Raw genomic sequence first — 12,539 nt, forward strand, 5'->3', positions numbered from 1 at the left:
TCTATAGCTTTTCTGTTTTTATCATGCCATAGCGGATAGCTAAATGCGTTAACTCAACATCATTGCTAACAGCAAGCTTGTCAAACATTCGATAACGATAGCTATTAATCGTTTTAGTACTTAAATTCAGATGTTCTGAAATATTTGGGACTTTATCACCACGAGTTATCATAATCATAATCTGTAACTCTCTATCGGATAAGGAACTAAAAGGGTTATCGTCAACCGATTTAAATTGGCTTAACGCCATCTTTTGCGCAATAGCAGAAGGTAAATAACGTTGGCCACTATTAACGGCACGAATAGCATTAACCATTTCATCAGGGCCAGCATCTTTTGTTAAATACCCGGCAGCACCCATTTGCATCACTTTACTTGGGAACGGGTCTTCGGTATGCGCAGTTAACACTATAATTTTGACATCGGGCGCAAAACGTAATATTTTTTTGGTCGCTTCAAGACCGCCCATACCTGGCATATCCATATCCATGAGTAATACATCAGGTTCTTTTTGTCGACAGAACTTAATTGCATCTTCACATGTTTCACATTCGCCGATAACACTTAATCCCTTAACGCAGCCTAAAATTTTACTAATACCGACACGAACAAGGTGATGATCATCAACCAATAAAACATTTATCACGCAAGACAACCTTAGTTAAAGATGAGAAGTAGCAAGAATATAGCGAAAACGCTGACTATTCAATTGAATATTACCGAATAATTATGTGATTAAATTTATTATCAGCTCAAACTGAGGCACAACTTGATCAGGCATCAAATGTACTTTAATGCACTTACCAACCACTTGCCGCGATAGCCTAACAACTAGGTGCATAACAAAATTAGCGAGCTTTAGAGCTTATTATTTTTCAGCCAGCTATTTAACAGGCCTATTTGGCCATTTTTATAAGCGGCATAGGTTAATCGAACGGCATTGCTCAAAATAACACTGTCAGACCAATTAGTTTGTTCACTGATTAACTCATAACAATGTTTTGCCTCGGGTGACATATAACCGCGCATTTCCTGCAAACCGCGGGCTTTTTGCCGCTCACGGTAACGTTTTTGTTTTTCGGCATTACTCATAGCAACTTTCTTTAAAGGTTGTTCACTCACTTGCTCAGATTCTTTCATGTCGTTTCAATTTATCTCTAGCTATAGAAGCCTATAATCACGCATAACGAGTGTGTAATCAAGGAAGCTAATTAATTTGACCCTAACAAATTAATTTTTTCTTTTAACTGTTCGCAGTTGTTTAGTGTACAAGTGTAAGCTAAAGTAGCTCCCTAAAATATATTATCGGATTTCAGCTTATTATGGCGATGCCACAACAAAACTCATACAGTAAAGAAGATTTAGTAAAGGCAGGAACAGGAGAATTATTTGGGGAAGGTAACTCAAAACTTCCTTCAGGCAATATGCTAATGATGGATCGCATTGTTACCATTTCTGAAGAAGGTGGTGAAAACGGTAAAGGCTATATAATAGCCGAATTAGATATAACGCCAGACTTATGGTTTTTTGATTGCCATTTTAAAGGTGATCCGGTAATGCCTGGCTGTTTAGGTTTAGATGCTATGTGGCAATTAGTTGGCTTTTTCTTGTCTTGGGGGGGTGGTCCAGGTAAAGGCAGAGCTTTAGGTGTCGGTGAAGTGAAGTTTACCGGTCAAATACTACCAACCGATAAAAAAGTTACCTTTAGGATAGATTTCACACGCGTGATTAAACGTAGACTTTACATGGGTATTGCTAACGGTACTGTCAGTGTTGACGGTCGTGAAATTTATACCGCCAAAGATCTTAAAGTAGGTTTATTTACTGATACCAGTAAATTTTAGAGCAAGCTAGTGCTAGCTTTAGTAATATATTAATTATAATTTAACACTCATTAAAATTAAAAAAAGCCCCGCAACTTGCTGGGCTTTTTAACTTTTCAATTCAATTCATTTACTTCAATTTCAGTTGAACTGCTATTGATAAAACAAGCAATTGTTTATTTAAACAGCCCTTGATGTTTATCTTCTATGGCTTCTCGCCATCCACCAAGCCATTGTGACTTTATTGCATCATTTTGGTACGGGCAATGTTCCTTAGAACGACCAGATATACCTGCTTGGTAACCTCTTGTATGTGCCCTATCTTGACGATCGCGTTTTTGCCGCTTCATCATAAATACACGCTCCTTGGTTCTTCTTAATAGAAATACCAATAGCAGTGGCGATAAATAATTGCTTACTAGTAAACATCATTCGCTCACTGATATTGCACAACTTCTTTAAGCATAGTTCAAAAAAATCAAAATACAATGGATTAAATGAATAAACGTCCGGCATAAAAAAAGCACTCAAAGAGTGCTTTTTTATACTTAAAGATCAGTACTTAGCGGTAGCATAATTAGTAGGCGTTAGCTGTTGAACTTCCTCCGACGAAGTCCAAATACGGCTAACAGTGAAAATAACACCATCCCTCCAAAACTCGCGCCTTGTCTTTCAACTTTATCTTCAAATAAACCACAATCTTCAACTTCACCACCCGCTATGGGGTTAAGCAAAACTGCTCGGGCGACATCTATCATCACCGGATTCCCGCTGTCATCAAGTATTGCTACGCCCTTAGCATCATAACTTTTAGATTTTACTATAGCGGTAGCTGAGATCTGGCCAGCATCATTAATGTCACTGGCTTTAAGAATGTTATACTTAGAGTTACATGCTAATAGAGTATTGACATCAATTAGCACTGGCGAGTCACTGGCGGTATCGTAAATAAAACCAGCTGTTCGACGCGGATTTTGCGAACTGTCATTATGAGTTTCAATTTGCCCTTCACCGACGATAACACCGGCAGAATTTACCGAAAAAGCTGTACTTACTGAGGTAGTAAAGAAATCTTTTGGGATAATAATTTCCATTTCATTTTCTGCGACATTAGTATCAACATAAAATAGTTTTTTAACAAACGTATCTGGGTCGCGAGTATAACCAACTACTAAACCGTTATCGTTAATATCATAGGCGCGTGAAAAAGGATAAGTATTACCGTAAGTAAAATAGTAATGCTTTTGATTAAAGTCTAACACCTTGCCATCTTTATACAGTACCGCATAGGAGCCAGTCATACGCTCATTTGATGCAGGCGTTACGACATCGCTATCATCCCAACCATGGGCATAACCGACGGCAATATCGTGATTATTTATCGCCAACGCTTGGCTAGAAAAGGCTCGCTCATCATCGGCATGCGGGGTAATCAATAAGCCCAACTGCTCTGTTTCCGGCTTTCCTGTAGCTGATATTGTCGCCTTAAATGCCTGAATATAGTACATACCACTTTGAATTTTTTGTATACAAATTTCTTCAGGGATAATAGCTAACACACTGGGGTCGGCACAACCACCACTGGTATCATTTATATATTCTACCCGAGCATCACTTAACTTATAACTAGTATAACCAACTGCAATACCATTATCATTCATATCAAAAAGAGCAGAAATACCACCACCATACTCTGTGGTATCGGGTTCCACGGCAATTATTTCGCCTGTCGTGTCAATGTAGAAAGCACGTTGACCATGTTCACGTACCCAGTGGGTTTTAAAAGTTCCGTCACTTTCCGTGGCGGGTCCTTCTATAGGTAAATATGGCGCAGACCCAGTACCAAAGATAAAGCCACTGTCGGTAATACCTTGTATAACATTGACGGTTGAGCGTGTGACTACATCCGCACATGGAGTACCATCAAATCCGGTATCAAATATACATATTTCAATAGACGAAATGTTTTCATCTGCTGAATCTAGGTTAATCATAGCGGCAGCATCGGCAACAAATTGGTATTCGAAATTTGGATTTGTAGTAGATGTATTCCTTTCTTGCAGGTACATCTTAGCCCATGCTAGGTCATTGGCCGTTGGTTCACCTGCTTTCATGGCATCAAGATCTTCAATTACTTCAAGACCAAAGTAATAATCATGTCGGGTAAGTGCTAAATAAACAATATCATTAAAATCATTATCATCTAAGTAGTCAAACTGCACCGGAAAGTTATAAGAATTACTCCCCGAAATAGCCATTTCTCCATTGATATTTAGCTTGCCACCGTCAGTGTATGCTTCAGCATTTTTATCAACTTCAACTACTTCATAAATAGCTGCCTGGCTATTGCTAAGGGCACTCAAACTTAAAACACTTGCTACCGCTAACACCAATATATTTTTTGAATATTGCTTCATACTACTTATTAACTCTTTTTGGTTGTTCTATTTAACTCGCCTTAACTTATATTAAGTTAAGGCGAGTTAAAATCTAAAATTTAAGGCGTGCCCTAAAGTAAATTGATGTCCTATTGTAAGTTACTGATCATCAAGCTCTTGCCATCTGGCATAGACAATCTCGAGGTTGGACTCACAATCATTCAGCTGGTTCAAAACTTTTTTCGTTATATCGTCATCTTGACTAAAAAAATCCGCATCATTCACTTGTGCTTGCAATGAATCAATTAACTTTTCTAACTCATCAATTTTTTCGGGTAAGGCGTCAAGTTCACGAGCATCTTTAAAGGATAGTTTTTTCTTAGCAACCGCGGCTTGCAACGAACTTTGTTCTTGCTTACTTTTATCATCTACTGATTTTGTTTTTTGTTGCGCGCCATCGGCCATATTTTGGCGTTGTTCTTCTTTTAAAGCGAGATAACTATCAACATCATCATAACCACCCACAATTTGATTTACCTGTCCGGTACCATCAAAATAAAGGCAGGTATTGACACAGTTATTAACAAAATCACGATCATGGCTCACTAAAATAACGGTTCCAGCATAATTTGCAACAACTTCTTCAAGTAGCTCTAGTGTTTCAATATCAAGATCATTGGTCGGCTCATCGAGAATAAGTAAATTACTAGGTCGTAAAAACAAGCGCGCAAGTAATAGTCTATTCTTCTCACCACCAGATAAGGCACGAACTGGTGTACGAGCACGTTTAGGACTAAATAAGAAGTCTTGTAAATAACCCAATACATGGCGAGATTTACCGTTTACCATAACCTCTTGTTTACCTTCGCCAACAATTTCTTGCACGGTTAGGTTTAAATCAAGAGCTTCTCTATGCTGATCAAAATAAGCGATTTCTAAATTAACACCCGAACGCATTTTACCACTGGTTGCCGCTTGAGTTTCCATGATCAGTTTAATCAAAGTTGATTTACCCGTACCGTTGGCACCTATAAACGCTAACCTATCATTACGAGAAATAAGTAGATTGAGGTTTTCAATAACAACGTTATCACCAAAGGCGACTGTGACGTCTTCAGCTTCAAAGACCAACTTGCCTGAACGCTCACCTTGAGTAATATTCATGGTATTTTGGTTACGCACATCACGACGATCGGTACGTTCTTTTCGCAATTTTTCTAGGGAGCGAACACGACCTTCATTACGGGTACGTCTTGCTTTAACACCTTGACGAATCCACACTTCTTCTTCAGCTAATTTTTTATCAAATAAGGAGTTTTGCTGCATTTCTACTTGTAAATCATGCTGCTTTTGTTCGATATATAAATCATAATCACCTGGGTAGCTTTTCAATTTACCGCGATCAAGATCTAAAATACGGGTAGATAAACCACGAATAAACGCCCGGTCATGGCTAATAAAGATGATAGTGCCGCCGAAATCTTTTAAAAATTTCTCCAGCCATAATACACTTTCAATATCCAAGTGGTTGGTAGGTTCATCCAGTAATAAAATATCGGGGTTAATGACTAAGGCTTTAGCCAAGGCAACTTTACGTAACCAACCACCCGATAAATCGCAAATTCTTGCATCTGGATCTAACGATAACGTACTCATGGCTTGCTCAATACGTTGTTCATCTTGCCAAGCATTGGCTTGCTCAAGACTGTCTTGCACCCTGGCTAGCTTGTTAAGGTTTTTTTCACTTGGATCTTCACCAATCAAGTGAATTATGGCGTGATAACGGCGAATTAGTTCGGCGTTTTCTTTTACCCCCTCAGCGACAAAATCAAAGACACTGATTTCAGATGATTCTGGCGGATCTTGCTGCAACATCGACATTTGCATGGTGCTAGACTTTAATATTTGACCATCATCTAGATTTTGAAAGCCCATTAATACTTTCATTAAAGTAGACTTACCCGCACCATTGCGACCCACTAAACAAATACGTTCACCGGTATGTATACTTAATTCTGCTTTATCTAATATTTTATCTTCGCCAAAGGCTAGTTCACCATTGGCTATTCTTAATAATTCCATAATTCTTCTTAACTTTTAATAAGTTCTAATAACTTGCTAATAATTGCTACAGGCTTAATTGTTCAACTTGTGCTTGGGTAAAAGGCCAAAACAACTTAATATTTTTACTGCTGTCTTGCGCTAGCTTTTCGAGTACGGGAATATGTACCCCATACAACTCGATCAGGGTTTGCGTTTCATGAGCAACACTATCTTGTTCGATAATATCAATTTCTGTTAGCTGCTCTCTCGGCAGTACCGCCAAACAGAGAGCCAAAGCTTGCTCACATAAATGACAGCCTTCGCTGCCATATAAATTATATTTATTCATAATTGCTACTAGGTTTTTTTTCTAGTAATAGACCAGCTATTATGAATATGTTTATTACGGGCGAAATCTTTATCACGAGTAACATCTGACATCGCCTCTGCACTTAAGCCCAGCTTATCTAACGCATCAAAATCAATTTTGAAATTACGCTTGTTATTAGTGAAAAATATTTCGCCTCCTCTATTGAGTGACTTCAGTGCATCGGTTAATAATGCGATATGATCTCGTTGCACATCAAAGCTATCTTCCATACGTTTTGAATTAGAGAATGTTGGTGGGTCAATAAAAATCACATCATATTTATTGGTATTCTTTTTCAACCAATCTAAACAGTCTGCTTGAATAAATTGATATTTATGTCCGCTCAACTTATTTAAGGCAAAATTATCTTGTGCCCAGTTAAGGTAGGTATTTGACATATCAACCGTGGTAACGGATAACGCACCATGCAAAGCAGCTTGTACTGAAACCGAGCCGGTATAGGCAAATAAGTTCAGCAATGTCTTACCTTGAGATTTTTTGGCGATAATTTGCCGTGTTTTTCGATGATCTAAAAACAAACCCGTATCGAGGTAATCCCATAAGTTAATTTTAAACTGGGCACCATGTTCATTAATAGTAAGAGATTGTTTCGATTTGTCTAAGCGTTGATATTGATTGCTGCCCTTTTGCTTAGATCGGGTTTTCAATACCACTTTATCGGTAGGAATACCTAGGACCTTAGGCGCCCAATAAATAACTTCTTGTAGACGTTTCTTGGCTTTTTGTTCTTCAATAGTTTTTGGCGCGGCATATTCTTGTATCACTAAATACTCGCCATAAATATCGATAGCAACATTATATTCAGGGATATCACCGTCATATATACGATAGGCTTCAATGTCACCGGATTTTAACCAGCCCTTTAAGTTTTTACGGTTTTTCTTGAGGCGGTTAGCAAAAGCGCTGTCTTGCTCGGAAAAATCAGATTGCGGGTTTACCGCATCTTTGGCCATTTGCCTTTCATCAACATTATATAAGGCTAATTGACAATCTAACGGGCCGTTTTTAAATTTGTAACGTTTAAAGCTCGACAGTTTCAACATGGCGAGTAAATCGATGTTCGCCGTTAATATTGCCACACGCCAATCCATAAACTGCGCTTTAAGTTTTTGACCAAATAAAACAAAGTTTTCTACTAGCTCAGGTAATTCACCAATACGTTCACCATAAGGCGGGTTAAATAACACCGTACCCGGCCCGCCAAAGGTGTTATTCATGTCGTTAGTGTTTTTACAGGAGAACTCAATATACTGCTGTAAATGCGCATTACGGGCATTTTGTTGTGCCGTTTTTAATACCCGTGAATCCATATCAATACCAAATACTTTAACGCTTTTAAGCGTAGAGAGTGATTGTTCCGAACTTGCTATGGCTTGCGCTAATTGCTCTTCCCAGATGTCATTATCATGGGTTAACCAAGATTCAAAGCCCCATGACGCTCTATTAAGTGCTGGTGCTTGCTTAGCGGCCATTGAAACTGCTTCAATTAGAATTGTGCCTGAGCCACACATAGGGTCAACTAATGGCTTGCTGGTATCAGCTAACCAACCCGAACGTATGATAAGGGCAGCAGCTAGGTTTTCTTTTAACGGTGCCGCGCCACTATGTTCACGATAGCCTCGTTGGAATAAACCTCGACCAGAAAAATCAAGATATATGTGAATGTGGTCTCTTAATAGTCGAGCTTGGAAACTAATTTGTGGGGATTTTTTATCGACATTTGGACGCTCAAAACCTTGCTCTCTAAATTGATCGACTATCGCATCTTTAATCGTTAAACCGCCAAACTGGCTATTTCGAATTTCTTCACTGTAACCCACAAAGTCAATAGCAAAGGTAGTTGTTGAGTCAAAAATATCTGGCCAATTAATACTACTGGCCGCTTTGAATAATTCGTCTTTATCTTTCGCTTCACCGTCTCCCAGTTTAAGCATGATACGGGTAGCAAGGCGCGTCCAAAGAGATATTTTATATCCTAAGGCTAAAGAAGCTTGAAAATAAACCCCTTCCGGTTTTTGTACAACGCGATCGGCGCCGAGGTTTTTTATTTCATCAAACAGTAAAACTTCAATACCTGGAGAGGTTAAAGCTAAAAATTGGTGCATGGATTCTTTCATGGTGAATTTCCGGAGTAAGCGGCAGAGTAAACTATGGGCGCGATTATATACACAAACACAAAGCACATAAACAAAAGTTAACCTTAACCAGCCTAAACCGCCTGTTTTTTACTCGTAACGCATAACATTCAACCGAACAGTATTATTTTAATAAAAGCGCTTGCTTTATCGATGCACTATCCTTACTATACGCCTCGCTTTCAGGGAGTAACCTCTTTAAAAGAAACTTCTCGCAATAAGAAGTAAAATATTGTGGCTTGTTTAAGTGTCGCTAGCAATAGTAATACTTAAACCATTCGGACGCGGGATGGAGCAGCCTGGTAGCTCGTCGGGCTCATAACCCGAAGGTCGTCAGTTCAAATCTGGCTCCCGCAACCAACTTGTCTTTTGAAGAGATAAGTATAAAAAGTAAATTCTTAAGTTTGAATTAAAACAACTTGGCTTCCTACTTAACGTAGGTCATTCGGACGCGGGATGGAGCAGCCTGGTAGCTCGTCGGGCTCATAACCCGAAGGTCGTCAGTTCAAATCTGGCTCCCGCAACCAACTTGTCTTTTGAAGAGATAAGTATAAAAAGTAAATTCTTAAGTTTGAATTAAAACAACTTGGCTTCCTACTTAACGTAGGTCATTCGGACGCGGGATGGAGCAGCCTGGTAGCTCGTCGGGCTCATAACCCGAAGGTCGTCAGTTCAAATCTGGCTCCCGCAACCAACTTGTCTTTTGAAGAGATAAGTATAAAAAGTAAATTCTTAAGTTTGAATTAAAACAACTTGGCTTCCTACTTAACGTAGGTCATTCGGACGCGGGATGGAGCAGCCTGGTAGCTCGTCGGGCTCATAACCCGAAGGTCGTCAGTTCAAATCTGGCTCCCGCAACCAACTTGTCTTTTGAAGAGATAAGTATAAAAAGTAAATTCTTAAGTTTGAATTAAAACAACTTGGCTTCCTACTTAACGTAGGTCATTCGGACGCGGGATGGAGCAGCCTGGTAGCTCGTCGGGCTCATAACCCGAAGGTCGTCAGTTCAAATCTGGCTCCCGCAACCAATTCTTTTCAGATAGAATTAAAACAATTTGAGGCTTTCTTCTTAATATCTTAAGAAGTTCATTCGGACGCGGGATGGAGCAGCCTGGTAGCTCGTCGGGCTCATAACCCGAAGGTCGTCAGTTCAAATCTGGCTCCCGCAACCAATTCATATATATCCTTAGTATTTTACTCCAAGCATAAGCTCGTTGGGCTGTATTCTCTATCAACATAAGTAAATAGCCGAAGGTCGTCAGTTCCCTCTTCATAAGATAAGGGCTCCAGCAACCAATTCATATATATATCCTTAGTATTTACTCCAAGCATAAGCACGTCGGGCTGTATTCTCTATCAACATAAGTAAATAGCCGAAAGTCGTCTTTTTCTACTCAAATCTGGCTCCCGCAACCAACTTGTTTCTTTAAAGAGATAAGTATAAAATCAGGTTTTAGTTCCCTCTTCATAAGATAAGGGCTCCCGCAACCAATTCAAATTCCCTCAGTATCAAACTCCAAGTATAAGCTCGTCGGGCTGTTATACCAATTACATTAATTAAGTCCCATTTTCATCCAGTCTACAGATCATAATTCCATCACTCTGAACACCTCCGGTATAAAGCTATTCCATGCCTGATAACATGCAACTTGCTCAACTGGGTTCCGCTCTGCTGAATAGGGGTAATTTGATAATAGATAAATTATCTTGATGCCAAGCCGCACAATCTGCGATGTCGGTTTTATCACCAGATAAGGAGCCATGCTGGCAGATCACCGTATTTCAACATCAGTGTTGCTCACTAGTATTACTGCTTAGCTTAGGATTTTTTGGATAAAATTTATCTGGCATACTACTAATATGTTCAAAAAACCGGGTGTCTTTATAGGGTAATTTCATAAATCCCGAAATACCAAGACCATCGATAGTAGGTAATAACGTTAAAATTTTCGCCAAACAGGCTTTAAATTCAGCTTCTTTTTCATGGTTTAGCAGCATTAAATAACTATGAATTTTTAAATGTTTTGGCAGAATTTCAAAGATAATACAACCGGTATGATGAATTAAGTTCAACTTGGCTAAAACCGTCATTAACTCATCGGGTAGATATAAGTATTCATCGGGATCTTTACCATCCTCAAAATAGGAGTGTAATCGGGTTATATCATCAACATCGGCAACATCACTTACTTCAAAGGGTAGTTCTTGGCTACTGTCCGCAATAAAAGGCTGACTTTCACTCAGCCGCTCAACATGCAAAGTATTACGGGCATTAAATAAACAACTTTTAAAGATCCCGATACGAAATATACCTTGCGCCAAATAAATAATATTGTTTACCGCACTGGTAAATGAAGCTTTCAGTGTTTCATCAAATAAGGTTAAATTAGAGTCAATGTAAACCCCCTCTTTGGCCCAACGAATGGCAATGCCACCAACCACAGGAAAATTACCTAGCCGACTTAACGCCGCGATAAAAGCTTTTTCATTATCGCCCATACCCATAAGGTAATTTTTATAGTATTTATCCAATTGAGCATCATCAATCCCCGCTAAACTACCATGACCGCTTTGCTCTCGTAAAAATGACTTGCGCGAGCCATACACTACCGTATCAATGTGCTCTCTTTGAGGTTTTACCCAAATAGGTATCTGGGCAATGGCGGCAATTTTTGTCGGTGTATCTGCCAAGACAACTTGTTTGAGGTAGTTGAGGTTATTAAAAAAGTAATCCCCGGCTTGGTTGCGCAGTTTTTTATCGTCACTTAACATACCCGTTAACACTTGCGCCAATAACTTAGGTAAACCTAAGGCATTTGGCGGTATTACCTTGATACCATATCGGCATGATTGCCCCGACGCTAGAGCATACAAGGTTGCCGCTAAGCCTTGCTCATCAAAACGAGGGCTAGATAATCCGCCCTTAAGTTGCTCTGGCCCAATAAAATAGACATCGCCTAAACGGGCGTTACTATGTTGTAAATCACTGCTCATCAGCTCCATCACGTTAGTGCTAGTACTTTGCTGATGACAATCAAGTTGTGCACTCACTGATGAGCCCCAATCAATGAGTTGTACCTTGCCGGTATTTTCATCATAAACCAAGTTAGAAGGCTTGATATCGCCATGAACAATGGGTTTTAGCTGCCTATGATTATTTTCTGCACGTAAATACAGCAATATATCGGCCAATTGTAAGGCAATACTTACCACCAACTCAGGCGATAAAGGGCCAACTTGTAAAGATAATTGTTCTAAATCTATGCCTGGGGCCCGAGTCATCTGCAAAATAGATTGGCGTTTAATTTTTTGGTAGTCAATCACATGAGGGATTTGTGGGTGTTTAAGTTGACCTTGAATATCGGCTTCTTCAGCTAAACGGTCTTGCACATGTTGAGGCAAATTAATCCGCGAGAATTTAAAGACAACCGGCTGTGTTTGCTCAACAGAGCCTTTACGCTTAATAGCCGAAAAAACAAAGCCATACGCCCCTTTACCTAACAGAGCAACGTCCTCAAAGCCGAGTTCTTTTAATTGCTGCTGACAAAGTTCCACCCATTGTTTTAACTTAGTCGCGTCTTTATGGCTGAGTAAGTAAATGGATTGCTCTTGAGCAATGTAGAAATGCTGTAATTTTTTATTAGTCACTTTTTTTTGCCATTTATATTTACTACTTATTATTAACTACAAGAATTTATCTGCTTAAAGGGGGGCGTTACTAAATAACAAGTACAGATACCTCTTGATTGGTTGACCGTTTATCAAGCTC

The 12,539-nt window shown here is 39.3% G+C and carries 9 protein-coding genes and 6 tRNA genes; 7 read left to right on the forward strand and 8 right to left on the reverse strand.

The features are described from left to right. Position 1: 1 nt before the first annotated feature. Together uvrY and ASU03_RS11015 are read right to left on the reverse strand one after the other, a co-directional pair. A complete protein-coding gene (gene uvrY / locus ASU03_RS11010; protein WP_057831859.1) occupies positions 2–646 on the reverse strand; it encodes a UvrY/SirA/GacA family response regulator transcription factor in 645 nt (214 codons plus the stop codon). 212 nt (positions 647–858) lie between these two features. Continuing rightward, a complete protein-coding gene (locus ASU03_RS11015; RefSeq protein WP_197411244.1) occupies positions 859–1,140 on the reverse strand; it encodes a hypothetical protein in 282 nt (93 codons plus the stop codon). Between the two features lie 188 nt (positions 1,141–1,328). Between ASU03_RS11015 and fabA the strand changes: the two genes are divergently transcribed. Beyond that, on the forward strand, positions 1,329–1,844 hold the full coding sequence (fabA, locus tag ASU03_RS11020) for a bifunctional 3-hydroxydecanoyl-ACP dehydratase/trans-2-decenoyl-ACP isomerase (RefSeq protein WP_057832249.1): 516 nt from the start codon (positions 1,329–1,331) through the stop codon (positions 1,842–1,844). A gap of 155 nt (positions 1,845–1,999) precedes the next feature. Here the strand turns inward: fabA and rmf are convergent, their stop codons facing one another. The 5 genes from rmf to rlmKL form a co-directional block, all read right to left on the reverse strand. Continuing rightward, positions 2,000–2,173, reverse strand: coding sequence for a ribosome modulation factor (gene rmf, locus ASU03_RS11025; protein WP_057180525.1), 174 nt, complete (start codon positions 2,171–2,173; stop codon positions 2,000–2,002). A 237-nt stretch (positions 2,174–2,410) separates the two neighbouring features. Next, positions 2,411–4,240 (reverse strand): DUF3466 family protein, encoded by a 1,830-nt coding sequence (locus ASU03_RS11030; protein ID WP_057831860.1) that lies wholly within the window; start codon positions 4,238–4,240, stop codon positions 2,411–2,413. 120 nt (positions 4,241–4,360) lie between these two features. After that, positions 4,361–6,283, reverse strand: a complete 1,923-nt coding sequence (gene uup, locus ASU03_RS11035) for an ATP-binding cassette ATPase Uup (protein WP_057831861.1) — start codon at positions 6,281–6,283, stop codon at positions 4,361–4,363. Between the two features lie 46 nt (positions 6,284–6,329). Continuing rightward, positions 6,330–6,593: a glutaredoxin family protein gene (locus ASU03_RS11040; protein WP_057831862.1), complete on the reverse strand. Its 264-nt coding sequence runs from the start codon at positions 6,591–6,593 to the stop codon at positions 6,330–6,332. 8 nt (positions 6,594–6,601) lie between these two features. Next, positions 6,602–8,752 carry a bifunctional 23S rRNA (guanine(2069)-N(7))-methyltransferase RlmK/23S rRNA (guanine(2445)-N(2))-methyltransferase RlmL gene (gene rlmKL, locus ASU03_RS11045; protein WP_057831863.1) on the reverse strand — a complete coding sequence of 717 codons (2,151 nt, stop codon included), beginning with the start codon at positions 8,750–8,752 and terminating at the stop codon, positions 6,602–6,604. A 301-nt stretch (positions 8,753–9,053) separates the two neighbouring features. On the opposite strand from rlmKL, the gene ASU03_RS11050 reads away from it, so the two are divergent. From ASU03_RS11050 to ASU03_RS11075, 6 genes are all read left to right on the forward strand, one after another. After that, positions 9,054–9,130 (forward strand) — tRNA-Met (locus ASU03_RS11050). A gap of 90 nt (positions 9,131–9,220) precedes the next feature. Then, positions 9,221–9,297 (forward strand) — tRNA-Met (locus ASU03_RS11055). A 90-nt stretch (positions 9,298–9,387) separates the two neighbouring features. Then, positions 9,388–9,464: transfer RNA gene (locus ASU03_RS11060), tRNA-Met, on the forward strand. A gap of 90 nt (positions 9,465–9,554) precedes the next feature. After that, a tRNA-Met gene (locus ASU03_RS11065) sits at positions 9,555–9,631 on the forward strand. A 90-nt stretch (positions 9,632–9,721) separates the two neighbouring features. Next, positions 9,722–9,798: transfer RNA gene (locus ASU03_RS11070), tRNA-Met, on the forward strand. Positions 9,799–9,865: 67 nt separating this feature from the next. Then, positions 9,866–9,942, forward strand: a tRNA-Met gene (locus ASU03_RS11075). A gap of 616 nt (positions 9,943–10,558) precedes the next feature. Here ASU03_RS11075 and ASU03_RS11080 read toward each other — a convergent pair. After that, the gene (locus tag ASU03_RS11080) at positions 10,559–12,418 is read right to left on the reverse strand and encodes a protein kinase domain-containing protein (RefSeq protein ID WP_057831864.1); all 1,860 of its coding nucleotides are present in this window, start codon (positions 12,416–12,418) and stop codon (positions 10,559–10,561) included. Positions 12,419–12,539 lie beyond the last annotated feature (121 nt).

This window comes from Colwellia sp. TT2012, from assembly GCF_001440345.1.
Taxonomy (GTDB): domain Bacteria; phylum Pseudomonadota; class Gammaproteobacteria; order Enterobacterales; family Alteromonadaceae; genus Colwellia.

Bases quoted from the DNA above. Each gene is read 5' to 3' on its own strand.
- ASU03_RS11040 (WP_057831862.1), bottom strand. From the start codon at position 6,593: ATGAATAAATATAATTTATATGGCAGCGAAGGCTGTCATTTATGTGAG.
- ASU03_RS11015 (WP_197411244.1), bottom strand. From the start codon at position 1,140: ATGAAAGAATCTGAGCAAGTGAGTGAACAACCTTTAAAGAAAGTTGCT.
- rlmKL (WP_057831863.1), bottom strand. From the start codon at position 8,752: ATGAAAGAATCCATGCACCAATTTTTAGCTTTAACCTCTCCAGGTATT.
- uup (WP_057831861.1), bottom strand. From the start codon at position 6,283: ATGGAATTATTAAGAATAGCCAATGGTGAACTAGCCTTTGGCGAAGAT.
- ASU03_RS11030 (WP_057831860.1), bottom strand. From the start codon at position 4,240: ATGAAGCAATATTCAAAAAATATATTGGTGTTAGCGGTAGCAAGTGTT.
- rmf (WP_057180525.1), bottom strand. From the start codon at position 2,173: ATGAAGCGGCAAAAACGCGATCGTCAAGATAGGGCACATACAAGAGGT.
- fabA (WP_057832249.1), top strand. From the start codon at position 1,329: ATGCCACAACAAAACTCATACAGTAAAGAAGATTTAGTAAAGGCAGGA.